The sequence below is a fragment of the Spiroplasma apis B31 genome (assembly GCF_000500935.1).
In the GTDB taxonomy this organism is placed as follows: Bacteria; Bacillota_I; Bacilli_A; order Mycoplasmatales; family Mycoplasmataceae; genus Spiroplasma_A; species Spiroplasma_A apis.
Genome location: NC_022998.1, coordinates 858,540 through 885,047, shown reverse-complemented (window position 1 = coordinate 885,047; position 26,508 = coordinate 858,540). Strand labels below are relative to the sequence as shown.

General features: G+C 28.6%; 22 protein-coding genes. 21 read left to right on the top strand and 1 reads right to left on the bottom strand.

Translation table 4 applies throughout. The features are described 5' to 3' along the window. The first annotated feature begins 128 nt into the window (after nucleotides 1–128). The 17 genes from oppB (at nucleotide 129) to SAPIS_RS03740 (ending at nucleotide 22,204) form a co-directional block, all read left to right on the top strand. Entirely contained in the window at nucleotides 129–1,358 is a 1,230-nt protein-coding gene (gene oppB, locus SAPIS_RS03820; RefSeq protein WP_023789826.1) for an oligopeptide ABC transporter permease OppB, read from the top strand. A 14-nt stretch (nucleotides 1,359–1,372) separates the two neighbouring features. Beyond that, nucleotides 1,373–2,335, top strand: a complete 963-nt coding sequence (oppC, locus tag SAPIS_RS03815; protein ID WP_023789824.1) for an oligopeptide ABC transporter permease OppC — start codon at nucleotides 1,373–1,375, stop codon at nucleotides 2,333–2,335. Between the two features lie 11 nt (nucleotides 2,336–2,346). Beyond that, entirely contained in the window at nucleotides 2,347–4,239 is a 1,893-nt protein-coding gene (oppD, locus tag SAPIS_RS05580) for an oligopeptide ABC transporter ATP-binding protein OppD (RefSeq protein WP_023789822.1), read from the top strand. A 4-nt stretch (nucleotides 4,240–4,243) separates the two neighbouring features. Next, nucleotides 4,244–6,421, top strand: a complete 2,178-nt coding sequence (gene oppF, locus SAPIS_RS05575; RefSeq protein WP_023789820.1) for an oligopeptide ABC transporter ATP-binding protein OppF — start codon at nucleotides 4,244–4,246, stop codon at nucleotides 6,419–6,421. Between the two features lie 2 nt (nucleotides 6,422–6,423). Then, complete coding sequence (locus SAPIS_RS03800) at nucleotides 6,424–8,652, top strand: ABC transporter substrate-binding protein (protein WP_023789818.1); 2,229 nt, start codon at nucleotides 6,424–6,426, stop codon at nucleotides 8,650–8,652. A gap of 60 nt (nucleotides 8,653–8,712) precedes the next feature. Next, nucleotides 8,713–9,648, top strand: a complete 936-nt coding sequence (locus tag SAPIS_RS03795) for an alpha/beta hydrolase (protein WP_023789816.1) — start codon at nucleotides 8,713–8,715, stop codon at nucleotides 9,646–9,648. 16 nt (nucleotides 9,649–9,664) lie between these two features. Continuing rightward, nucleotides 9,665–10,984, top strand: coding sequence for an ATP-binding cassette domain-containing protein (locus SAPIS_RS03790; RefSeq protein ID WP_023789814.1), 1,320 nt, complete (start codon nucleotides 9,665–9,667; stop codon nucleotides 10,982–10,984). Between the two features lie 14 nt (nucleotides 10,985–10,998). Further along, complete coding sequence (locus SAPIS_RS03785; protein ID WP_023789812.1) at nucleotides 10,999–12,042, top strand: ABC transporter permease; 1,044 nt, start codon at nucleotides 10,999–11,001, stop codon at nucleotides 12,040–12,042. After that, nucleotides 12,029–13,042, top strand: coding sequence for a hypothetical protein (locus SAPIS_RS03780; protein WP_023789810.1), 1,014 nt, complete (start codon nucleotides 12,029–12,031; stop codon nucleotides 13,040–13,042). The genes SAPIS_RS03785 and SAPIS_RS03780 overlap by 14 nt, the downstream gene beginning before the upstream one ends. Before the next feature lie 10 nt (nucleotides 13,043–13,052). Then, complete coding sequence (locus tag SAPIS_RS03775) at nucleotides 13,053–13,907, top strand: MurR/RpiR family transcriptional regulator (RefSeq protein WP_023789808.1); 855 nt, start codon at nucleotides 13,053–13,055, stop codon at nucleotides 13,905–13,907. Further along, a complete protein-coding gene (locus tag SAPIS_RS03770; protein WP_023789807.1) occupies nucleotides 13,907–14,245 on the top strand; it encodes a hypothetical protein in 339 nt (112 codons plus the stop codon). Before SAPIS_RS03775 ends, SAPIS_RS03770 begins: the two co-directional genes overlap by 1 nt. A 35-nt stretch (nucleotides 14,246–14,280) precedes the next feature. Beyond that, nucleotides 14,281–15,789, top strand: a complete 1,509-nt coding sequence (locus tag SAPIS_RS03765; RefSeq protein WP_023789805.1) for a lipoprotein — start codon at nucleotides 14,281–14,283, stop codon at nucleotides 15,787–15,789. Nucleotides 15,790–16,008: 219 nt separating this feature from the next. After that, nucleotides 16,009–18,717, top strand: a complete 2,709-nt coding sequence (gene ileS / locus SAPIS_RS03760) for an isoleucine--tRNA ligase (protein WP_023789803.1) — start codon at nucleotides 16,009–16,011, stop codon at nucleotides 18,715–18,717. An 11-nt stretch (nucleotides 18,718–18,728) separates the two neighbouring features. Beyond that, complete coding sequence (gene lspA, locus SAPIS_RS03755; RefSeq protein WP_023789801.1) at nucleotides 18,729–19,472, top strand: signal peptidase II; 744 nt, start codon at nucleotides 18,729–18,731, stop codon at nucleotides 19,470–19,472. Between the two features lies 1 nt (nucleotide 19,473). Beyond that, the gene (locus SAPIS_RS03750) at nucleotides 19,474–20,388 is read left to right on the top strand and encodes an RluA family pseudouridine synthase (RefSeq protein WP_023789799.1); all 915 of its coding nucleotides are present in this window, start codon (nucleotides 19,474–19,476) and stop codon (nucleotides 20,386–20,388) included. 9 nt (nucleotides 20,389–20,397) lie between these two features. Next, on the top strand, nucleotides 20,398–21,717 hold the full coding sequence (locus tag SAPIS_RS03745) for a rhomboid family intramembrane serine protease (protein ID WP_023789797.1): 1,320 nt from the start codon (nucleotides 20,398–20,400) through the stop codon (nucleotides 21,715–21,717). A 13-nt stretch (nucleotides 21,718–21,730) separates the two neighbouring features. Continuing rightward, nucleotides 21,731–22,204: a deoxycytidylate deaminase gene (locus SAPIS_RS03740; RefSeq protein WP_023789795.1), complete on the top strand. Its 474-nt coding sequence runs from the start codon at nucleotides 21,731–21,733 to the stop codon at nucleotides 22,202–22,204. A 67-nt stretch (nucleotides 22,205–22,271) separates the two neighbouring features. On the opposite strand, the gene rnhC is transcribed toward SAPIS_RS03740, so the two are convergent. Further along, nucleotides 22,272–23,177: a ribonuclease HIII gene (gene rnhC / locus SAPIS_RS03735; protein WP_023789793.1), complete on the bottom strand. Its 906-nt coding sequence runs from the start codon at nucleotides 23,175–23,177 to the stop codon at nucleotides 22,272–22,274. 108 nt (nucleotides 23,178–23,285) lie between these two features. Between rnhC and SAPIS_RS03730 the strand changes: the two genes are divergently transcribed. From SAPIS_RS03730 to SAPIS_RS03715, 4 genes are read left to right on the top strand one after another with little or no spacing between them, the layout of a single operon-like run. Beyond that, a complete protein-coding gene (locus SAPIS_RS03730; RefSeq protein ID WP_023789790.1) occupies nucleotides 23,286–24,821 on the top strand; it encodes a CvpA family protein in 1,536 nt (511 codons plus the stop codon). Beyond that, the gene (locus SAPIS_RS03725) at nucleotides 24,814–25,134 is read left to right on the top strand and encodes a holo-ACP synthase (RefSeq protein ID WP_041612614.1); all 321 of its coding nucleotides are present in this window, start codon (nucleotides 24,814–24,816) and stop codon (nucleotides 25,132–25,134) included. Before SAPIS_RS03730 ends, SAPIS_RS03725 begins: the two co-directional genes overlap by 8 nt. Nucleotides 25,135–25,167: 33 nt before the next feature. Continuing rightward, nucleotides 25,168–26,037, top strand: coding sequence for a thymidylate synthase (locus SAPIS_RS03720; protein ID WP_023789786.1), 870 nt, complete (start codon nucleotides 25,168–25,170; stop codon nucleotides 26,035–26,037). Continuing rightward, on the top strand, nucleotides 26,037–26,507 hold the full coding sequence (locus tag SAPIS_RS03715; protein ID WP_023789784.1) for a dihydrofolate reductase: 471 nt from the start codon (nucleotides 26,037–26,039) through the stop codon (nucleotides 26,505–26,507). The genes SAPIS_RS03720 and SAPIS_RS03715 overlap by 1 nt, the downstream gene beginning before the upstream one ends. Nucleotide 26,508: the final 1 nt, after the last annotated feature.

The following is a 26,508-nucleotide window of genomic DNA, read 5'->3' as shown; positions in this document are numbered from 1 at the left end:
CAAATTATGAGATTTACTTCTCATCAAAAAAAACTCAAAAAAGATTTTATTTTTATCTCTCATAATTAACATAAAGAAATGGCTAATATTAGAAATAAAAATAAAATAGAAAGGATAAATTAATTATCATGAAAAGAGAAAACAAAAACCCTGATGTTGGTGACCTCACACTTGAGCAATTAGTTGAAGTTACTTCTTTAAAGAATGAAATTAGTTCTTCGAAAAGAAGTTATTTTGGAAAAATAAAATATATTTTCAATAAATCAACTGGCTCAATAGAAGAGTTCATTCAAAAAGCGCCGCTTCTTGGTTACTCACTGAAAAGAATTATTTACGCATTTTTCACACTTTATTTAGCAATTGCGTTTGTATTTATAATGCTAAGAATTGTAACTACAGATGCAGCTTATTTATCAGATGTAAATTTAGAAAAGCTAGGAATTCAATACGGTGATGAAAGATATAATACATTATTGAATAATAGGATGAAGGCCTTTGGTGTTGCGGGACCAATGTTAGAGCAAATGTTTATTTATTTAAGAAACATTACCCCTTTTATTCCAAAAGACATAATTCTAAATCCGGTTGTTGATGGAGTTACAGGTGAAGTTGGCGGTGAACTAACAAGAATGTGATTTTATTTAGGAGTATTTATGAACAAAGCTAGTGGAGGACAAGTTCTTTCATTGGTTCAAAGTGCTTTTGCAAGATCTATTCCAGTTTCATTTACTGTCGGAGGAACTGCTGTCTTACTATCATATTTATTAGGTGTTCCGTTAGGAATTATAGCTGCAAAGAATAAAGACAAGCCTGCTGATAGTGCTATAAATGGTACTAGTTTAGTTATAAGTGCAATACCTGCTTTGGTAGTTATTTCACTACTATATAAAATGTCTATATATCTGTTTGGTGCTAATGGTACTTATGATGGATCATCCACTTTCACAAAAATTTGACCAGTAATTGGGGTAATGTTATTAATTATGCCAATGATAGCTGTTCAAACAAGAAGATTTGTTATAGATGAGATGACAACTGATTATGCAAAATTTGCATTATCAAAAGGTCTGAGTGAAAAGTATGTGTTTTATGTTCACATTTTTAGAAATGCGGGGATAAGACTTATTAAAACAATGCCAGAGGTATTTGTTATCACCCTGTTTGGATCAAGTATACTTGTTGAAAGAACTTGGTCAATTGATGGAATGAGTAAATTCATTCTTAACGGTGTCTCTAACAAAGATACATTTGTAGTGCTAGGTTATATATATGTTTCTGCAGCTGCTGGTGTATTTTCAAGCTTAGTAGGAGACTTATTATTAGCGGTATTAGACCCAAGAATAAAACTTACAAAATAAAGGAGAGTCATTTTATGAATCAAAAACAATATACAGCTGAAGAAATGTCTTCTATTGATAACTCTCTTTTTAGAGTTGTTGGTAGTAGGGTCGAAGAAGCTGAAAGAATTACTAATAAACCATATAGCTATTGAAAGTCAGTTTTTACAAGAATAGCTAAATCAAAAACATTTATCATATCAACATTATTATTAATTACAATAATTTTACTTGCTTCAACTATTGGTATTGGTTCTGACCCTGTTCCAGTAGTAACTCCAGGTATCGATATCGAAAATCCATCATGAGATCACCCATTTGGTTTGGGTAAATTTGGTGAAGATTTATGAACTAAAATGTGAATAGGAACAAGAACAACCTTAATCTTTACTTTAATTGTTGCATCTATTCAAATATTTTTAGGAATACTTATTGGTGCAATCTGAGGTTTCTATACAAGATTAGACATATTGTTTATCGAGATTACTAGATTTATGAGCTTAATTCCTTCATTGATAATGTGATTGATAGTAATTTTCCTATTTGGTGGTGTTACAACATTACCGATACTGATATTCGCTATCTCTCTAACAAGTTGAATTGCTCTTTCAAGTATTATTAGAGTACAAATTATGTTGGTTAAAAATACAGAATATAATATTGCTTCAAAAGTTTTAGGAACTCCAAGTTCAAAAATAATTAGAAAAAATATTATGCCAAAAATATTACCAATCGTTATTCAAACAGCATCATTTGCTATACCAACTGCTATAGCAATTGATTCATTACTTGCTTACTACAACTTTGGATTTGTAACAAATACATTAGACTCTGCATCTTTAGGTTCTATTTTGAATGAACTACTTCTTGGTTCTGATTGAGAAGTATACCCACACTTACTATTAATACCAGTATTATTTGTTGGGGGAATTTCATTGTTGTTCTTTTTAGTGGGAAAAGTATTTGCAGATTCATTGGATCCAAAAACACATAGATAGGAAACCAAATCATGAATAAAGAAAAAAGAATATTGTCTGTTAGAAATATGGAAGTAAAATTCCAAGTTAGAGGAAGATTTTTAACAGCAATAAGAAATGTAAATTTAGATATTTTTGATAAAGAAATCCTAGCGATAGTTGGGGAGTCTGGTTCTGGAAAATCTGTTATCACGAAAACTTTTACTGGAATGCTTGAATCTAACGGGTGAATTAGTAATGGTTCTATAGTTTATAGACCAAATAAAGAGTCAGTCGATGATACAAAAGTTTATTTTAAAGAACCATTAGACTTGGTTAACTTACAAAGTCCATTAATTTCTAAAGACTTGATTAAAGTTGTGGTTAAAACTAATAAGCAAAATATTAAAAAAATATTAAAAAAAATTAGAATTATTTATAAGCTTAATCCAATGTTTTTGTCTAAAAAAGCAGAAAAAGATTTTTTAGAAGTTTATAGATTAGAAAAAAAGTTATCAAATGAAACTAATGAAACTTTGCAAAAAATTTATGAAGAAAAAATTGCAAGTTTGAAGGCAGGCTTATTTAATAACGAAGAAGAAATAAACAAAATCATTGAAATCAAAAATAATAATAAAACAAAATACAATGAGTTATTAAAAAACAAGCAAGATTATTTACACGAATTATCAAAAGATGTCGATTTTAATAAATCCAATTTACGAAACAAAAAAATAAATAATCTCGAAGCAAAAATTAAATTAATATCAGAAAAATTAGAAATAATAGAAAACGACGAAGTTCGTGATTCTATTGTAAATAGTTACTTCGATGAAATTATTCGCTATGAAATCGATATCAATAAAATTAAACCAATAGATATGTTATGTAAAAATAAAATATCTAAAATCATTTTATTGATTGAAAGATTTATTGACACAAATAACGAATGAACTGAGGAAGAAAAAAGTTTCGTTATAAAATATTTCTCACTTAAAAAACATTTAAAGCGTTTTGAAGTGGAGCTAGAAACATTGTGTCATTCTATCATTAATAACAAGGTATTGGATACAGATCATTTTTACAATATCTTAGTCGATTGAAAACGAGTTAAAAACTCGGACTTAGTAAATAAAATAAAAGCTTCAAAAGAAGTTAGACAACTTAGAGGTAAAACAATTTCTACTGTTTTCCAAGATCCTATGACTTCATTAAACCCACTTTTACCTGTTGGTTTCCAAATTACCGAAGTATTAAGAAAACAATTAGGTATGGGTAGAAAAGAAGCTAAAGTAGAAGCTATAGAATTATTAAGAAAAGTTGGTATAACTGATCCTGAAAAACGTTTCAAAGATATTCCTGGAAGATATTCAGGTGGTATGAGACAAAGAGTTGTCATTGCCATCGCCTTAGCTTCAAGACCAAGAGTTTTGATTTGTGATGAACCAACAACAGCGCTTGACGTAACCATACAAGCACAGATTCTAGACTTGATTAAAAGTCTACAAGATGAATACAAGTTTACTGTAATATTTATTACTCATGACTTAGGTGTTGTTGCTAAAATCGCTGATAGAATTGCGGTTATGTATGCAGGTCAAATTATTGAAATTGGAACAGTGAATGATATCTTTGAAAATGCAAAACATCCGTATACTTGAGCTCTTTTATCTTCATTACCACAATTAGGTAAAAAAGGTGATGAACTTTATTCAATTGAAGGTACACCTCCATCATTATTTAATGAAATTAAAGGAGATGCTTTCGCACCAAGAAATAAATTTGCATTAGAACTTGACTATATCAAGGAACCTCCAATGTTCAAAATTAGCGAAACTCATTTTGCTAAGACTTGATTATTAGATCCAAGGTCACCAAAAGTTGAAAAACCAGCTATTCTTAATAACTTGAAAGAAACAATTAGAGAGGCCGAAAAGGTAGGTTAACATTATGTCAACAAATACAGAAAACATACTTTTAAGTATTAGAGACCTTGTAATTGAGTTTCGCACTAAAGGAAAGAAATTCAAAGCCGTAAAGGAAGCAAGTTTTGATATTCATAAAGGAGAAATATTTGGTATAGTTGGTGAGTCAGGCTCTGGAAAAACAACAATTGGTAGAGCTATAGTTGGTGTTCAACCAATTAAAGATGGTGCAATTTATATGAATGACACCATCGTAGGGGGTAAACCAACAAGTTTATACACTTTAAACAAAGATATTGCAAAAAAAATTCATAGTATGTTAATTAAGGCTGATATGACTTCAAAAGAACTTGATAGAACATTGGAAGCATTAAAAGATATTTATTATTTTTACAAAGACCAAAATAAATTATTAGACATTAAAGAGCTAAAAAGTAAGCTTAAAGATAGCAAAATAAAATATGTTAAAGATATTTCATTAAATAACTTAAAAGACATCAATAGAATAATTAAAAACCAAGATAGAATGATTAAGTTTACTACAAACTTGAACGCATACATACCTGAAATCTCAAAAAAACTTGAGAAATCTGTATTATCTAAAATCATAGAAACTAAAGAAGCAGTTTTGGACTTAAAGGAATTCGCAACTAATGTATATAACTGCATTGAAGAGATTTTAAATTTAAGAGGTAAGTTCATTGCCAATAAAAATAAAGATATTGAAGCGTTTTTCACAGCAATATTTAAACAATGAAACACACTTGTTGAAAATCACAAAGACTACTTGAAAAAAATCAAGTGAGTTTCTGATATGCAATATCAATCATACGCATTATCAGCACCAAAAAGTAAGAGAGAATCTTTCATCAACTACTACAATAAACTTATTTATATAAAAAGAGACGAATTCTGAAAAGTATGTGTAAATCAATTAAATATTTTAAAAAACCAAGGTATTGATGAATCGGATGAAAACTTTAAAAAATTGTCTTACTACATTCAAGATTTTTGGTCAAACAAAAATTTCAATACCAATGCTTCTAAGAAAATTTTAAGTTTATTGAGTGAAGGTCACCCAATCGATGAGCGTATAGTCTCATTAGGTAACAAATTAAAGAATACAGACTTTGAAAGAAATCTAAAAAACCTAATTGACAACAATGCAACATTATCAAAAAAAGAACTTAAAGATTTATCTAAAGAACTTGAACAAATAAAAAAAATAATTCAAAAAAATATTGTTAAAGACAAAGAGTTGATAGAGAGTTTCTACAAATGGAAAGACATTCAAAATCCATACTCTGAAGAAGAAGTTGATTCATTTATAGAGTTAACTGAGTTCTTGGAATTACCTTCTATTGATGAATTCGTTAAAAATTCTTTCTTGTTTGCTGGTCAAACAAAAAAAGAAAAAAGAAAAAATAGAAGAAATATACAAATGATTTTCCAAGATCCTGGTTCATCATTAAATGATAGAATGGCAATTGAAGAAATTATTGCAGAAGGAATGGAAAACTTCCCAGAACTTTACAAAGGTGACGAAGCTAGAGAAAGATTTTTGAAAGAACATAACGAGCAAAATCCTCATGATCAATTAACAATGGAACAAGTAACTCACTCAATGGTTAAAAAACATATTATACTAAATCTTGTTAAATCTGTTGGTTTACTACCAGAACATTTATCAAGATATCCTCATGAATTCTCTGGTGGTCAAAGACAACGTGTTGGTATTGCAAGAAGTTTAGCTATGAGACCTCAATTAATAGTTGCAGATGAACCAATATCAGCTTTAGACGTTTCTATTAGAGCGCAGGTATTAAACTTATTTAAAAAATTCCAAGAACTATTAGATTTGACATTTATATTTGTAGCTCACGATTTATCAGTTGTAAGGTATATTGCAGATAGAATTGCTGTTATTTATCATGGTCAAATTGTTGAACTTGCACCTGCAGAAGAGTTGTTTAGTAATCCTTTACATCCTTATACAAAAGCTTTGTTATCTGCAATTCCAATTCCTGAACCAGAGTTAGCAAAAGAAACAAAACTTCAATTATACGAACCAGAAAAAGAACACTTCGATTACATATTTGAGCTACCATATTTTAAAGAAATTTTACCAGGGCACTTTGTCTGAGCGAATTCAAGAGAAATTAGAAAAATAAAAAGCAAACTTAAAAATCGAGAAAGGAGCTAAAAATGAATAAACTATTTAAAAAATTCCTAAGTTTATCTAGTGTGGCAATGGGTGGGTCATTAATTACCTCTTCAGTTGTCTCATGTGGATTATCTCTATCTTCACTGATGAATAGAGAAATAGACAATGAAACTTATAAAGGAGTTTATCAATTCAACGTCACAAGTTGAAACACAGCTCATACTATGCAAGCGGAAGACGGACGATTTTTATCAGATACAAATGATACACTAATTTCATCAGATCCTTACGGAAGAATGTATGGTGCATTAGTTGAAAGTGAGTATGGTGAAGAAAATGGTTCGAAAGGTACAGTAGGTAAGTCTGAAGAGGATTCTAAGAAATGAACATATAAGTTTAGAGATAATATCTTTTGAACAAATAGCAAAGGTGAGAAGGTAGATAAAGTTAAACCTTCTGATGTTATAAAAGCAGCTAAATATGCTTTAGTCGAAAATAATGGTTCTGATGTTTCTACACTTTGATTATCATTTATCAAAGGCGCTGATACAATTTACGATGAGATCAAAAATCTAGACAAGCAACAATCAAGTGGTTCGTCAAGTCAGTTGATAGATAAAGTTTTTGAAAATCATAAAGATGATTTCGGAATACAGGCCAACGACAAAGAGGGTTTACTAACTTTTATACTTACTAAACCATCTCCTTATTTCGAAAGTTTATTGAACTACTCAGTATTCTCACCAATTTATGATCCATATAAAGGTATGATTACAGATTATAAGGAAGCATATTTTAATGGTGCTTATATCCCTGAAGTGGTGAACCCAAATGGAAAGATTGTTTTAGTAGCTAACCCAAATTATCACCTTAAAGAAAATGTAAACATAAAAAGACTTGAGTATAGCTATTTAGAAGCTGGTTCTTCATCTAGAACTAGAACATTATTTGAGTCTGGTTCAATTACTGGATTTAATTTATCGGCAGATGATTTAAAAGGATGAAATGATTACATCGGTAAGGATTATGATAATCCTAAATTTGATGGAGCTTATTATACAAAATCAGCAGATAGTCCAGGAACATTTCTACTATTCTATAACTTCTTTAACTCTGCTTTAAATAAAGGAAATTCACAAGCACTTTCTGCTTCAAAATTATTACAGTCAAAAGATGTTAGAGCATTCTTATCTACATCAATTGAAAGAAGTAAATTTGTAAGAGCATTTTCAAAAACAATTGATGATTCTCAGATTTCTAAAATGCTTAGAAATACATATACAGGATTTGATGTTGCGAAAAACCCAAGTGAGTCTAATAGAGATTACACAGAATATATTTCAGATATATACGACAAAAAAACAACTATACAAAACAACTTAGCTTCAAAAAGCTGAACTTTGAAAGATGGTAATGATGCATATTTAAACAAATCAGAAGCTTTAGTGGGTAAAAGTCAATCTCAATTAATAGAAAGCATTAATGAGTTCATTGAAAAAGAGAAACTTGAAAGAAAAAATGGTAAAGTTGTTTTAAGATTTATTTTAAATCCTTCAACAAGTACATCATTAAATCCATATGTTAACTTTATGGTTAAAACATTTAATGCAATTCCAAATAACCCAATAAAAATTGAAACTTTTGTTCCTACTTCAACAGATGAATATCGAACAGAAGCATCAAAGGGTAACTTTGATATGTTTGTTTCTGGTTGATCTCCTGATTTTAAAGACCCATCAACATTTTTAGAAACACTAACACTTGGTGGTTCATATACCGCTTATAATGGGAATAAAAGATTATTTAAATCAAAAGCATCAGCAATAGATGATGAGGTGTTTGAGGGAAAATATTACGTAGATAAAAAGTTAATTACAAGTGAAACAAAAAATTTATTTGATAGCTGATATAAATATACAAATGATTATGAAAAGACCGATCTTGAAGAAACCGATATAACAAAAAGGTATCAAAAATTTGCACAAGAAGAGTATAGTATGTTATATGAAAACTTCAATGTTCTTCCGCTTTATACAAAAGCAATGCCAAAGACATATTTGGTGGACTATACTGAACCTTACTCTAAATCATATGAAGCGTTTGGAACAAGTGCTTTCAAGCATTATGGTGCAAAAATGAATAAAAAGTTATTAACAAGAGAACAATCTAGAAAAATCATAGAGGAGTATTCTGAAAAATTAGCAATCATTGACAAAGATTGAGAAAAATGTAGAACTGGTCCTCATTGAAAAAAACAAACTAGTTGTTAGTTTAAAAAATCTACTTAATTGTAGATTTTTTTGTAATATATTTATATAAAGGAGTACAAGATGACCAACAAATTACTGGCAAAGAAATTAATAAAGTATCTAAATAATACAAAAGCTAATGAAAGTATTTACAACCAAGGTGGCTTTAAAAGTGTTTTGCATTTATATAACGAGTCTCTGATAACCGAGAAGGTAGATAGAAGAATAATTTGTCTAGACACAAATGGTTGAAAACAAGTTAGTATCGTAGGAGATGTTACATTAAGTGCAATCTATCATTTGAGTCCAAAAAAATCTAAAAAATGAATAATAGCAGTTCACGGTTATTCTTCATCAAAAGAATCTAGCGCACTATCAACTTGATATTTAAATGACTTGGGATTTAACATTTTAGCTTTTGACTTCCGTAATCATGGACAATCTGAAAAAGGTTTAGTAACTCTTGGAACTAACGAAGTTGAAGATTTGATGCAAGTTATCAAATATGTTAACGCTACATTCAAACCTAAATCAATTGGACTTGTTGGTTTTAGTATGGGTGCATTTACAGTTAATGCTTTTGCATTACGAAAAGACTTTGATTGGAAAAAAAATAAAATCAAGTTTGGAATCACTGACTCACCATATTTTGGTGTTCGTGAAATTTTTAATAAGCTATTCTTAAATATCACACCACTTATATCAAACTATTTAAAAGATGTTGTAAATGAAGCGATACAAGTTTATCAACAAGATTACGGCGTTGATGTAATGAAACATAATTTGTCAAAGATGATTGTGAATTGTGACAAAAGTTTTCCTATTTTGTTCATCCACTCAAAAGAAGATACAATTACTAATTGCGAAGACACAAAAAAGATATATAATTTAAGAAAGATTTTAGATACCAAAGATAAAATTAAAATTTTTGAAAAAGGTTCACATATAAGATCATTGATATCTAATACAGAAGAATATTTATCGTTAGTAAAGGAATTTATTAAAGATAAAGTATAAAAAAGAGGTTAAATATATGCAAAAGGAAAAAGAAGTTCTTGTTGAATTGGAAAACATCTCAAAAATTTTTGATAGAAAAGTCTGAGCGATTAAAAAAATAAACCTAAAAATATATAAGGGAGATGGGATTGGTATAATTGGTCCTAATCAATCTGGAAAGACTGTTTTAGGAAGATTGATAGCTAATCAAATCAGGCAGACAGGTGGTATTTTAGAATATAATTTTAATCGTGGTGACGTTTTATCTTCAGTGGGTTTTCAGTTTAGGGATACCATTTGACCAGATGGATTCAAAGTTAAAGAAATCGTTAATTTATATAAATCTATATACAATATGGAAGATGAAGCTTGATTGGATGAACTCTCAAGTGTTTTTAATATACAAGATAGATGAGATAATTACTTAAACTCTTGTAACAAGTCGTGATTGCAATTATTTTCATTATTCCTTGCCTTCATTCACAAACCTGAACTAGTAATACTTGATGAGGTTTCAAATACAATAGGGATGGATATGAAAGTAAAAGTTTTGAGCTTCTTGAAAAAATATAAAGAGGAGCACAAGGCCACATTTGTAGTCATTTCACCAGATAATTCAATTTTCGATTACCTATGTAATCGAATAATTGTTATGGAATCAGGATTAATACTGTCAGATGATTATGTTAATGACTGAGATTCTAACACTAGATTCGAAGACTATACTTTAAAGGTTATGAAAACCATCGAATCAAAAGAAGTGAAATTAAAACCGGACCCAGTATTTAAACCTATATTAAAAAAATATGAAAAAAAATTAGAAAAAGCAACTGAGATTTATGATGTATTCATAAATAGTTTTGATAATATTGAAACTGTTCAAAATGATAAAATCTTTAATAAAATAAAAAATATTAATTTCAATAGTCAAGAACTTCACCAAAAAATAATAACATTAGCATCAACGGGTTTGAATAAATCTACTATTGACGATGTTAAAATAGCAATCAAAAAACTAATAAAATTATTCAAAGACTTGAAAAAGCAATATAAAAAAGTAGGAACTACACATAATTATTGAAGATTAATAAAACGTTATTTACAAAAAGTAGAGTTCTTTCCAAAATATTTATCAAACGACTTATACGGTGTTTTTAAAACTAACAAAATTATAGTAGATGGAAATGAAATTACCGCCGAATTATCAAAGAAAGAACTAACTCAGCTAAGACTTCTTAAGAAAAAATATATTCAAGAAGAGATTAAAATCATGAAGTTTGAAGCTAAAATTTTAAAAAGACAAGAAAGAAGTAAAAAACAACTACGAAATCTAGAGCAAAAAAACACTAGTGTTTAGAAAGGAGTTTAATGATGAATAAGCATTGAGAAGTATTTAAAACCTTATGAAAACTTCAAATGGAAAACTATCGAAAAGATATATTCAACCTTTTTTCAGGGTGAATTATAACAATCATAACTTTGATAGTTTGATTATCCTTTAAAGACACTTCGGTTGGATCAAACTCAATAAAATATGACCCCTTTGTAGTAGCATCTGCAGTAGGGGTTAGTTGTATTAGAAATTGCTTATTCAACTTCATCAGAACACTAAATGAATTCAAAGCTAAAAACTTTTTTAACAGAATATTCTCAACAAGAGTATCTAAAACTTTTGTCTTTTTCAGTTTAATTATATTTAATCACGTTATAAATCTGCTTGTTTCCTTAATAATTGTAGCAATAGCAATGTTGTATAAAGATCAAAGAATGTCCATACAGGATGTAAATTGGATAATGTTCATAAGTGGTTACTTACTTCTTGTAATTATGTGTAATATGATTGCTTTTATAGTAGCATTTACAATCAAAAAAACAGAATGAGCGTTAGCTATTGGTAATATTTATTATTATGGAGCAATATTTTTACTTGGTTTGGGTATCCCATACAAATTATTAGCAAAAAACGAGTTTATCATTTATATAAGTTATATATTCCCACAAAGATATGCACTTAATATAATGGATGCTGGTTGAATCAATTCATCAAATATGTCCTATCCTGACTTTGATCAAGGATTTGGATATGGTGGGCATACTTGGATCCCTTATTTAGTATCGATTATTTTGATAATGGGTTCCTTGATATTGGTGACTATCATTTTTAATAAGTCTTTTGAGTTTGAAAATAGAAAATACAAAAGATTTATTAATAAAAACAAGCATTTAGGAATAATTTACACGATAAAAAGAGCAAGTTCTGTAAATGATCTTAAAGAAATTATCAAAGTTCGTAATGAAATAAATAAATCAAATGAAACTATCATATTAAATAAACAAAAAAGTCTAGCAAAAAAATATTGAAAGTTGAAAAAAAACTCAGCTTCGAAAAAGGGTGACAATAATGAAGGAATCTAATAAAACATTCAAATTTAAAAATAACTTTAAAGTATTTTTTGATTTTTATAAATTATCTCTTAAGACTTTTTTTGTTTCACCATTAAACATATTATTGGGGATAGTTATAATATTTTTTGTTTTATGAATATGACTTCTTTATAGAGAGAATGATCCTTTTATATTATCTTCTGCAATTGGTAGTTTAATTATTAGAAACGGTCTACATACTTTTTATCGTGGTTTAAATAGCCATAAAGAAACGGGATTTACTAAAAGAATAGATTACACACCAATTAATGTGTGAATAAAACCATTTGCATACATTCTATCTTCATTAACAATTAATGTGATTGTATCAATAGCACTATTATCATCAACATTAATAGTCTTTGATACACAAATGGAATTAGTTAAACATGTAAATTGACCTATGTTCATAAGTGGAGCTTTCTTCCTATGATTATTATCGGTTCTTATGAGCTATAGTATTTACACTTTTTTCAAAAGATCAAGTATGGCGTTAATTTTAGCTTTACTTTTGTATATTTTAGCCTATTATTTGCTTGGTTGTGCCTATCCTTACAATATTATAGCTAAGTATGATTGGTTGAATTCTTTCCTTTATGCATTTCCACAGCGTTATATGATGAATGTTATGCAAGCAGGATGAGTTGGAGCCACCAATTTAGTCTTTACAGACATTGAAAACGCTGGTGAATTCGCTGTTGATTGAAAATTAACACAAAACCTCTGAGTACCTTATCTTGCTACTTTTGGGTTCATTTTACTATTTTCAATTCTTTTAATAATGGTTATAATTATAAAGGTTGAGAAACACAAAAAAGATAAATTTGGGGTTAGTTTAATCCTTAGATTATCAACAAAATACATCAATGACTTGAAAAGATGCGCAAGTCTTGAAGAATTAAAGACGCTAAGAAAAAAACACTTAGAAGAAATAGGGTATCGTTCAGATACTAAGGATTGATCTAAAGTAACTTTCAAAAAGAAAAAGTAATGGAGGTATTATGAAAATAATTAAATTAGATGAGAGTAAATTGAATAGTACAGAAGGAGCGATTGTTAAGCAAATTAATGAAAACCCTGATTATTTCTGTAGTCATTCAATACAAGATGTCTCAAAAGCAAGTAATGTAAGTTCGAGTACAATGACAAGGGTTTGTCAAAAATTGGGTTTCAAAAGTTTTAAAGCAGCACAAATGTTTGTTTATGAGAAATCAAGAATGCAAAGTGATTATTACAAATTATGAGATAATAAGACGATTGAACAAATTATTCATAATGTGAGAGGTAGTGCTTTATTTACAATAAATGAAACATTAGACGCAATCGATCATAAATATATAGAAGATATAGCTTCTAGAATATATAATTCCAAAAGAGTAATTGTGTTTGGTATAGAACAAGAGCAAACATCTATCAACTCTTTTGTACTTAACTTAGCAAGAATAGATATAGATGCAATCAGAGTAAGCAATATACATAGTTTTGCACAAAGAGCAGTTTTTTTTGGTAAAGAAGATTTTTGTGTATTTGTAACAAGAACAGGTTGAACAAAAGAAATTATTGAGGCTGTTAAGTGGTCAATGACCAAAGAAATACCTATTTTGATATTAACAACTGACATTGAAACCACTAAAAATCATATAGGTACCATGTCTTGCGATGATATTTATTTATTAGAAACTCATACAATGAATATTGATAAAATAAAATATCCATCAATCTCATCAGTTCCAGGAGAAATGATTATTTTCGATTTACTATTTAATATAATCGTTGGTATGAATAAAGAATTTAGTGATAAGTTTCAAAAAACTAATGAAATATCGTTAAATTGAAACTTTGGAGGTCATTTATAATGGACGCTCAGGCACTTTATAAAGAAAATAAGGAACTAAAAGAAGAAATAGAGATTTTTCGTAAAAAACAAGAGTATATCGACAGCGGAGTTCTTAAGACAAAGCAAGTTTACGATATTGCTCGTTATAATGCCGAAAAAATAATTACAAAAGCTATTGAGTTTGTTTATGATGTTAAAAATGATATTGAAAATACTTTAAATAAAATCAATGCTAATCAAAATTTGTTCAACAAAGAAGTTAATGAATTTTTATCAAGAAACGAACATTTTATAATTAAAGACAAGGCAGAAATTAAAAACATCGCAGATATGGTCTTAAAAGACATTAAAATATAAATTGTTACATAAGTAGGTCATTAGGAGTTAAAAAAATGAAAAGAATATTAAATATCTTTAGCACAATAAGTTTAGTTGTTTCAACAAGTTCACTAACAATTTCTTGTTTTGAAAAGACCACAACTAACATTGCATCATTAAATTTTAATGGAGATTTGACTGATACACCAATAATTGAAGTTAACGAAAAAAACTTAATAACAACTTTTGTCCGAAAAAATCTAAAAAATGGTCATTATTCTGATAAAGAATTGGAACTATTTTCAAACATAACTATTGATAAAAACTCTATAAAAAAAGAATCTGATACGGTAGACATTTTGAATAATTCTATCTACTCAGTGAATATTAAGGCGGTTGCAAGATCAAGAATACTTACTGGAACACAAAAAATATTATTCAAATCGAACAACAAAGGAGTTTTGGATGAAAAAACTAATAAGCTAATAGAAAAAAGAGAAAATAATTTATCATTTTATTGATATGATTGAGTCACAAAAGAAAACAAGGTTGCCGATAGTGAAGCTAATAAATGAATTGAAGCACCTTTATTAGAAACTGTTGATTGTTGTGAGAATTATAAAAATGTAAAATATATCAAGTTGGCTTATTCTGTTCCAGGTGTTTACGATAAAGAAAAAGAACAGGTTATCTCTAATAATTACGATACTGATTTTCAATATACATTGAGAAACAAATCAGCAGAAAATGGAGAAAAAGATAAAAACTACATTTTTTTAAGCACCAAGAAAAATAAAAAGAAAAAATATATTTTATCTATTGGAGGAGCTTCAGCAGATAAAATTTTATTCAAGTGAGACCAAAAAAAAGATATAAAAAAATCTCTTAAAGAATTGATAAGAGAAATGAATTTGGACGGAATTGATATTTCAATTGTTGGTGAAACTTTGAGGAGTTTTGAAAGTAAGTCGACACTCTCACAAGCAATTCGCGAAATAAAACTTGAAAATTGATTAGAAAACAAAGACTTTTTTGTATCCGCATCAATAAACTTTGATCATTTACGAAAAGACAAGTTCGTTGCAGGAAGTTTTTCATACATAGACTTAATTGAGTCATTAAAAGGTTATATTGATATAATATCACCAACTACTTTTAATGTTATGTCAAGATATAAGTTAGAATATTTAGATGATGTTGAATTCGGAATAAATGATAAAAGTAAAGTTAAAGTACGCAAGGGCACAATTATAGAAGCAAGTATTGAAATGCAAACTATGGAATTCTACTACGCTTATCTAAGGTCTTTATTAGATGAAAACTGAAGTATTAAAAATAATCTTTACTACATAAACGATTTACCTATTGACATTTCTATCACAAGTGCACTTAGTGGAATTGGATATTTCAATGAAAATGTCTTCAAATCTGCTTTCGAAGCTCTTAAAAGAGACTTAACAAATGAAGCTAAGAAAAACATCATAGGGTTAAATGTTTTTTCATTAAATGATGATATAATTAACTCAAGAAAAATCGTGCAATCGTACGAAAATATATTTAAAGAACAAGACAAGGATATATAAAAAGTTATTCAGAGAGTTAGTGTTTGGTGTGAACTAATAAATGGACTATATATTCATCACTTGGTTATTAGGAGAAGAAGAAGTTTCAACTTTGTAGAACTCCTCGGTTTTCGCGTTATAGAAAAAAAGATATGTAAATTTTTTTTACATAACTAAGGATGGTACCGCGATCAAACGCTCCTTTATAAGGGCGTTTTTTTTTATATGAAAGGATTTATTATGCAAAAAAATTATAAAGACACATTATTAATCTATCAAACAGATTTCGAGATGAAAGCAGATTTAAATAAAAAGGAACCATTAATGGAAAATAAATGGTTGGAAGAAAATATTTACAATAAAAAAATATCAAGCAACAAAGATAAACCTTTGTTTGTTTTACATGATGGACCACCATATGCTAATGGAGATATTCACGTTGGTCACTCATTAAATAAAATTTTGAAAGATTTCATCGTGCGTTGAAAAAATAGTAGTGGATATAATTCACCATATATAATGGGTTGAGACACACATGGTTTGCCGATTGAAACTGCAATCACTAAACAAGGTGTCGATAGAAAAGCAATTAAACCAACAGAATTTAGAGATTTATGTAAGAATTATGCACTAGATCAAGTGAAAAATCAAGCAGAGCAATTCAGAAGATTAGGTATATTCACTGATTATGATAAAAAATATATTACTTTGACTCAAGATTATGAAATTAGTCAACTTCACCTATTCTTAAAAATGATAGAAAAGGGATTAATATATAGAGATTTAAAGCCAATTTATTGGTCACCATCTAGTGAATCAGCACTTGCAGAAGCAGAAATCGAATATGCAGAAGTTAGGTCACCTTCAATTTACGTTGGAGTTCCTATAATAAATAATCCTGAATTTAATAATGTAAATGCAATAATTTGAACAACAACTCCATGAACAATACCAGCCAATCAGTTAATTGCTGTTGGAGAAGATATGGAATATGTTGTTATTACGTCAGATGCATCAGATAAAAAATATCTTTTAGCAAAAGACTTACTTTCTCAGGTTTCAGAATCAGTTGGTTGAGAAAACGTAACCATATTAAAAACTTTAAAGGGAGCAGAGTTAGTTGATCTTGAATATAAACATCCTTGATATGATAAAAAAACCGGGAAAATTGTTATTGGACATCACGTAACAGCTGAATCTGGTTCTGGTCTAGTTCATATAGCTGGTGGTTTTGGACAAGACGACTTTGAAATTGTCTCAAAACACAATATCAAAGCATTTGCCCCAATAGATGATCAAGGAAAGTTTGACATCACTGTTGATGATGAAAGACTTGAAGGTTTATTTTACGAAGATGCTAATAAAGTTATCGGATTAGAGTTAGAAAATAAAGGCTATTTATTAAAACTAAAATTTTTAAAACACTCATACCCACATGACTGAAGAACAAAAAAACCAGTTATTTATCGTGCTACAAACCAATGGTTTGTAGGTTTGGACGCAGTTAAAAAAGAAATAGACAACGTTATTGTTAACAATGTTGTTACTTATCCTGAATGATCTAAGGAAAGATTGAGAAACATCGTTAAAGATAGAAATGATTGGACAATAAGTAGACAAAGATTATGAGGAGTACCTATTATCGCATTCTACGATGAAAAAAAACAACCTCAACTAGATAAAGAAATAATTAAATATGCAATTAATGTGACTGAAGAAAAAGGAACTAATTCTTGATTTGAGTTAAGTGCTGATGAATTTCTGCCTGAAAAGTATCGTAACAAAGGGTGAACAAAAGAAAAAGATATTTTAGATGTTTGGTTCGATTCTGGTTCATCAAATATTGCTTTAGAAGAAAACTTTGGTTTAAAAAGACCATTCGATGTTTATTTAGAAGGTAATGACCAATACCGTGGTTGATTTAATTCATCAATAATTAACTCAGTTATTTATGATGGAAAACCAGCATATAAAACTTTATTAACTCATGGTATGACAAATGATGAAAAAGGTAAAAAAATGTCTAAATCAATTGGTAATACCATTAATCCGATTGATATTGCAAATGATTTAGGAGCAGATATTTTAAGATTATGAGTGTTCTCAACAGACTTTACAGACGATCAAAAGATAGGGAAGGATATTCTAAAACAAATTTCAGAATCATACAGAAAAATAAGAAATACCTTAAGATTCCTACTTTCTAATCTAGTTGACTTTAATCCAATGACAGATGAAGCAAAAACCTTAAAAGAGGTCGATAATTTTGCTTTACACAATCTTGCAGTATTCAAACAAAAGGTTTCAGAATCATTTGAAAAATTCAATTTCAACAATGCATATAAGTTAATCAATAATTATGTCGCAAATGATTTGTCTGCATTTTACTTAGACTTTATAAAAGATATTATCTATGTTGAAAAAAGAGACTCTTTAAGAAGACGACAAGTACAAACAGTTATGTACGAACAATTATGAGTTTTAATCGATGTTTTAAGACCAGTTTTACCTCACACTATTGAAGAAGTTTATAAAAATATAAAAAACATCACTTTACTAGAGTCTGTTCATTTATTAGATCTAAGAGTACAAGACTTCATGATGAAAGATGATTTTGTTGAAAAATGAAAAACAGTTTTAAAACTTCGTGACGATGTAAATGAAGCATTAGAAAAAGCTAGAAATGAAAAAATAATAAAAAAAGGATTTGAAGCAGAATTGACTATAAAATTAAAGAAAGATTATGATTTTATAAAACAAATTGATGATTTAAATCAAATCTTAATTGTTAACTCAATAATCTTTGAAGAATCTTTAAGTGATGTTAACTCTAGGGTTGCTGAAGTTAGTGTGAAATTAAAAGAAGGATTAAAATGTGAACGTTGTTGAGCAATTTTCGATAATCTTAAAGAAGATATCTGTGAACGCTGTTATGACGTACTTAATTAAGGTGGTATTTTATGAAAAACTTGAAATTAATTCTTAAAACATATGATTATAACGCTAGATATAAACTTCTTTGATGTCTACCATTATTTTTAAGTCTAATATTTTTTGATTGAATAACAAAAGCTTTGATAGTAAAGAATTTTAGTTATGGTCAAGAAGGTAAATTGATACCTGGATTTATAAAAATGGAGTATATCATTAACCCGGGAGCAGCTTTGGGAATGAATTCTGACAATCCAACCCTAGCGATTGCATTAGCAGCATTAGTAACTATAATATTAATAGGTATTTTTGTATTTGTTAACAATAAATTTTGGACACAATCAATAAATGTTATGTTAGCTGGAAGTTTTGCCAATCTAATGGGTAGGGCTTGAGCTCCAAATGTTAGAGGTATTAGTGGTGGAGTAGTTGATTTTTTAAAATGAGATTTCCAATTATTAGGATCTGACACATACATATTTAATCTTGCTGATTTATTTGTTAATATTTCAATCGGAATGTTGATTCTTTCGTTAATTATTTTTTCAATTCAACAAGTGAAAGAAATCTTTTACAAAAAAAATCAACAAAAATATGATTTTTATCTTGAAACTAAAGATAAGCTTCACAAGTTAGAAAAATCCTATCTTCATTCTATAAAGAAACAAACCATAAAAAATAGATATGAATTATGAAAAACTTATCTAAAAGATAAAAAAGTAATAAAAACAAATTGAAAAATTAGAAGTAAAGAAATAAACAAGGAGAGTTAAAATGAAATCAATAAGATTGGTGTTAACAAATAATGAAGGTAGATTAGACAAGTTCTTAACAGATAGACTTAAAGATAGTTATAATTTTTCGCGAAGTTATATTCAAAAACTAATAGATGAAGGTTACATCAAGGTTAATGATAATGAAGTAACTCCAAAATATAATCTACTAGAAAATGATGAGATATATGTCGAATTAAAAGCACCAACAGAATTAGATGCTAAACCACAAAAAATTGATTTCAAAATAGTTTATGAGGATGATGATTTAATTGTAGTTGATAAACCAAATAATTTGGTTGTACATCCTGCGGCTGGAAATCCTGATGGTACATTAGTTAATGGTCTACTATATAAGCTTGAAAAACTATCTTCTATTGGGGGAGTTTTAAGACCTGGAATTGTCCATCGTCTTGATAAAATGACAACAGGTTTGATGATTGTTGCTAAAAATGACAAAACACATAGAGCATTAACAGAAATGTTAGCAAAAAATAAAATCCATAAAGAGTATTTGGCACTTGTACACGGAGTTGTTGAACCAAATACAGGACTTATTGATGCTCCTATCGGGAGACAAAAACATGATCGTAAAAAAATGACTGTAACTGATTTAAATTCAAAAAATGCTCGAACACATTTCACTGTTATGAAACGTTTCAAAAAACATACATTATTAAAGTGTGTTATCGAAACTGGGAGAACCCATCAAATCAGGGTGCATATGAATTACATAAAACACCCTGTTTTAGGAGACCCGCTTTATGCTTATAAAGAAGATGAAAAAATGGAGTTTGGACAATACTTGCATTCTCACAACTTAAGCTTTGAGCATCCAATATCAAAAAAAAATATCAGTCTAAATAGTGATTTACCAAAAGAATTTAATGATAAACTTAAAGAGTTAGAAGAATAGGTGTAAAATATGAACGCAAATCTTAGTGAATTAAAACTAAACTTGGTACACTTTTTAATTAAAGTTGAAAAATATAAAGCTTTACCTAAATACAGTAATGAAAATATTTCTTATTTAGTTAATCCTAAAAATAAGTTTCAAATTGTATGTGTTACTATTGGTAATCCTGTAACATCAGACAAGAATTTAGAAGAAATAAAAAATACAGTTAAGTCTGCTAAAAGAGAAAAATTAAATACTTTGATCATTGCCTTAACTTCAAATTTAGAGATATCGCTTGTTGATGGAACTTTAATAGATGTTGACTCTTTAGAAACTATTAAAACTAAATTAAGTAATCATTTCCCTAGAATAAATAGTCTTGTTATTGAAAAAAACGAAGATTCTCCAGAAATCGATGAAGAAGAATTGTTAGCCTCATTAAAAAATCCTTCAGAATCTAGTAATATTAAGTTAAAAAATCTAGCTGCAAGAATGACAACTAATAGTGCGTTGTCAATTTTGTTGGGTGCAATGTTTATAATTTTACCAATTGTTACTTATATAATGTGAACTATGTTAAATATGAGAAATCCAAATACTCCTTTAAAATCTGATGCAGTTGCCTCACTTTTCTTTGGTGCTACAAATAGATCTTTAACAGTTATTGGACAACAATATTGAAGAATATTCACATATGGTTTTACAGCTAATAATGGTGGATTGTTGAAAGCCATAATAGAAGTATTTATTATTGGTTCTTTAACCTTGAAACTATCTAAATACACAGAAGGTGTTCTGGGAACACTGAAATTCGCATCAATTACATTAATAACCTATGTTCTTGCTGGATTATTTGTATCAGTCATGATACCTTTTGGTCAATTTAATGGTGTATTAGGTTTCACAGCCTCAACAATTGCAGCTTTAGGTGTTACAACTTGAGATAAGAAAAACGACACCGTTATTATTTTCTCTAAAAATAGAATTATTATGCCACTTCTTATAATGATTGCATATTCATTATTTTTTAAAACAACAAACGAAATAATATTAATAGTTACTGCATCAGGTATTTCTGGAGCTTTAACTATGTTGATGACTTATAATTATAAGAATCTTGATAGATACTTTGTTATGCCAGTTGTAATGATTGCTGGATTCGTAATCATTCCAATTATTTTCCTATTTTTACCATATTCTTCTTTAGCAGAAGACCGTGATTCAATTAATGCTATGGGAGCTTATATACAATACAATACTTTTAGTGTTGAGCAAGCTAATCGCTTTTTAGGACTAAATAAATGAAGACTGTATTTCAATGCAAACGGAAACTTAGTACGTTTTTAAGTAGGAGGTCATAATGATAAGTAAAAGAAAGAACTATATCGACTGAGATACATATTTTTTGGCAATGGTTCAGTTAAATGCTATGCGAAGCAAAGATCCAGAAACACAAGTAGGTTGTGTAATTGTCAATAATTTAAATATTATCATTTCAACTGGTTACAATGGACTACCTAGGGGACTAGATGATGATAATTATCCTTGAGATCGTAATGGTGACTGAGAAAATACTAAATATCCATACATAGTTCACGCAGAATTAAACGCGATCCTTTCTTCACAAAGAAGTGTTGATGGATGCACATTGTATACCTCTTTATTTCCATGTAATGAATGTTCTAAAAGTATAATTCAGTCAGGAATCAAAAAAATCATATATTCATCTGACAAATATTGCAATACAACTGAAAATTTAGTATCAAAAAGAATGTTAAATGATGCAAATGTAATATTGGAGTATAAAGAAGCTGTAGTATTAGAGTTAAAATAATAAAATAAAAATTAATACAAATAAATCCATACTTTGAAGTATGGATTTATTTGTTTTTATGAGACATTTATTTTATTTTGTCATTGAAATGTAACTTAATAAAATTTTTTACATCATTTGGCAAGCTGGTTTTATAATTGTTCACTAATGTCTTGACACTATTACCAGCCCCCAAAGGTAGGTTAATGTTATATTTCTTACTTAGGGTTTCAATTGTGGTCAAAAAATGATATCTAGCAATTATACTGGCACAAGCAACAGCAATGACTTTATCTTCTGCTTTAGTGTAAAATTCAATATTTTTTATAATCTTAGTATTTTGGTCCTCGAGATAAGAAAAATACTTTTCTTTGTTAACAAATTGGTCCATTATTATTTTGTCATAGTTGATTTCATCGTCTTCTAAAAATTGATTTAAACATTTGTTGTGTGCTATTGCTTTTAATTTATGTGTATTTTGGTATTTATCGTAAAGATCATTATATTCCTGATTATCCATTGTATAAAATGAGTGTTTTATATTTTCAAGTAATAATGGATAAATTCGGTAAATATCGTTATCAGTTAACTTCTTAGAGTCTTTTATTTTAGAGAAAACGGTAGGCTCTGACTTGGCAAAGTCCTTAGGAACTAATGCACAACAAACAACAAGTGGACCAAAAAAGTCACCAACTCCTACTTCATCACAACCAATAACACTAATATCATTGAAACTTTCAATCATTGATTGTTCTTTTTTTTGACTGTTTAATGTGTTATTGTAAGGTAAATTGAATTTAACAGCATACTTTTGTCAATTTGAAGACTGTATCAATAAAGTATTATTTGTATATATACTTATAACATCATTATTAGAAAGTCTAATAAGGTATTTTATATAAGGATTTTTACTTTGTTCAATGTAATTGTCATATTCTTTAGTGATACTATTGATGATTGTTAGGCTAACATTTTTTCAAGATTTGTTATTCACAATTGTACTCCTTAAAATCTACCTTAATATTATACTATTGCTTTTTATGTTCTATTTCATAAATAAAAGTTGGTATAATCTTTTTAGTAAATAAAGGAGCGCTTCTTGATGATATTTAATATTGGGCCATGATGACTTTTTGATATCTTAGCGTTAGCAATAATTATATCAACTACAGCTTTCGGTGCAAAACGAGGGTTTTTCGTTTCTTTTTATATCTTGCTTGTTGAACTTGTTGCAATTGTTTTAATGATGTTTATTCCAACAATAATAACTAATTCAATCAATAAAACAGTTGTGAATTTTTTAGCCTCAAAAGGTTTGGCTTCTGCATTTGAATCAATGTCTGATAGTATAAAAGACGTTTTATTGAATTTATTCAAAACCATGGGTATTACTAGTGATCTTAATTTTGATTCTCAAGGCCTAGGCTATGAGTTTTTTACTGTTTGTGTTGCTTGTGTTCTTTATTTAATTTTAACAATATTGACATTTATTTTAGTCAATCTTATTGGTCTATTCTTATTTATAGCTGTTAAAAAAAGAATTAGACGTTTAAAAATAATTGGCTCAGCAGACACAATGTTAGGGGCTGTTAATGGGTTTGCAATAGGAATGACATTTTCTTTAATATTTACAACACTTTTATCGAATCCATTCATAGCAACTGAAACACAAACTCTTGGAAGATTGAATTTTAATGAAATGAGCGAAAAAGAACAAGCGGATTGGACAAAAGACGGTAATTCATTTAATAGATATGCAATTAGTAGAAAAATCTCAACTGAGATTCCTTATTTGAATTTTTCATCTATAGTTTATACTAATCAATGTATTCAAAAATATATGATTAAACCTTTAACAACTATTGCTAATCAAAAGATGGAATCTATGGATACCTCGACTTTGAAACCAGTTTTTAAAGAATTTGAGGAACTGATGGTAAATGGATACACTAGTGACAATCCTTTAACTGCTCCAATTTCAGCTTGTATAAATCTTATGCCAGAAGACAGTAAAAGTGTATTTAGAATTACAAGTGAATTACTACTTATGGGAATTCAAGCATTTGTTACCAACACAGCAAAAACAACTGTTAATAGTTATGAACTCATTAATAGTTTAGAAGATTTTAAAGCAGAAAAAAATATAGAAACAAAACTTCAATGAGTAACACCAGAAGTATTAAAAGATTTTTATGATTGAAGCAAGCAAAAATCAGACGCATCACAAAATGAAACTAATCCTTTTATAAAAATCGCTAACAATATAGACAATATAGACAATGCAACTGATGACAGTGAAAGACGAGCACTTTCAAAAGTTTTAAGAAACCCTGTTAAGACATATAGTTTTATGAGAAACATTTACTACGTAAATCAGACAACAACAAAAAACATGGAAACTTTCCCATTCTTAGCTTCATTATATTCTTCCAACTTCTTTATAAAAGGTATGGAGTTTGTACCGACTGGTGGTTTATTGACACAAAAATTAGGTGAAATTGAAAACTGAGGTAATTTAAATCCAAATGCATTGTTGGTTTTAGGAGGATCTGAAAATCCTGATATTGCTAAAAAAAATTATAATGGATTTTGAATAAATAAATACTTTGCGTATGCAGATTTGGGTGAGAATGATTAAAGTTGGTATAGATATTATAGAAATAAATCGTGTTTCTATAGAAGAACGTCTCATAAAAAGAATACTTCACACCGAAGAAATCGAGTTGTTAAATGCAATTGAAGACCATCAACGTAAACTACAATTTTTAGCGGGTCGATGAGCCGTTAAAGAAGCTATCTTTAAAGCAATTGATATAAACATAGCACCACATAACATCAATGTAAGTTATTTAAATAACAAGCCAATAGTAAAAAATGATGAATTAGAAGACATTCAAATATCTATATCACATGAAAGAAACTATGCTGTGGCAATTGCAATAAAACCATAATATCAATATATAATTATTTACAGTGAGGTGTTTATGAAACAATATCTAGAATTAGTAAAAACTATCTTAGAAAAAGGCGAAACAAGAATGGACCGTACTAGTACTGGAACCATTTCATTGTTCGGTACACAAACAAGATATGATCTTAGGGAAGGCTTCCCTCTTTTAACAACTAAAAAAGTGTTTTTTAAAGGAATAGTACATGAAATTCTTTGATTTATAAAAGGAGATACCAATATAAAATACTTAGTCGATAACGGGGTAGGGATTTGAAACGAATGACCATTCGAAATTTATAAAAAATCTTCTGATTACAAAGGGGAAACTTTGAACGAATTCGTGGAAAAAATAAAAAATAGCGATGAGTTTGCAAAAAAACACGGAGATTTAGGTCCAGTATATGGAAAACAATGAAGAAACTTTGAAGGAGTTGACCAATTTACTAATTTGATAAATGACCTAAAGAATAACCCTTATTCTAGAAGACACATTATAAGTGCTTGAAATCCTTCTGAAGTACCTTTTATGGCTTTGCCACCATGTCATTCTTTATTTCAATTTTTTGTATCAAGTGATGGTTATTTAGACTTACAACTATATCAAAGAAGTGGAGACATTTTTCTAGGTGTTCCTTTTAACATAGCTAGTTATTCTTTGTTGTTAACATTAGTTGCATTAGAATGTAATTATAAACCTAGATACTTTATTCATACAATCGGAGATGCTCATATATACTCTAACCACTTGGAGCAGATTAATTTACAATTATCTAGAGAACCCAAAACATTACCAAAATTAAAAATTAACTTCAAGAATAAAACAATTTTTGATGTTACTTATGAAGATATCACTTTAGAAGGATATGAAAGCCATCCACCAATTAAAGGAGCTGTTGCAGTATAATGATTACTTTGATTTGAGCACAAGACGAAAAAGGAGTAATTGGTTTAAACAATAGACTACCTTGAAATATAAAGTCAGAAATGCAATTCTTTGTTAACTACACAAAGAATAAAAAAGTATTAATGGGTCGTAATACATGAGAGTCTTTAAGATTAAAACCGCTCCCTAACAGAACAAACTATGTTGTAACATCTCGAGTTATTGATTTGAAGCACCCCGATCTAATAATAATCAATGATTTTGAAAACTTTCTAAATTCTTATAAAAATAGCTCAGAAGAACTTATAATTATTGGTGGAAAGCAAATTTACGATTTTAGCTTAAAGTTTGCAAATAAACTTGTTGTTAGCGTTGTTAAAGGCCTTTATGAAGGGGATACTTTTGCACCTCAAATCAATGATAAAGAATTTACATTAACAGAAACCATATATAACGATGAGTTCGAAGTTAAAATATATACGAGGAATTAAA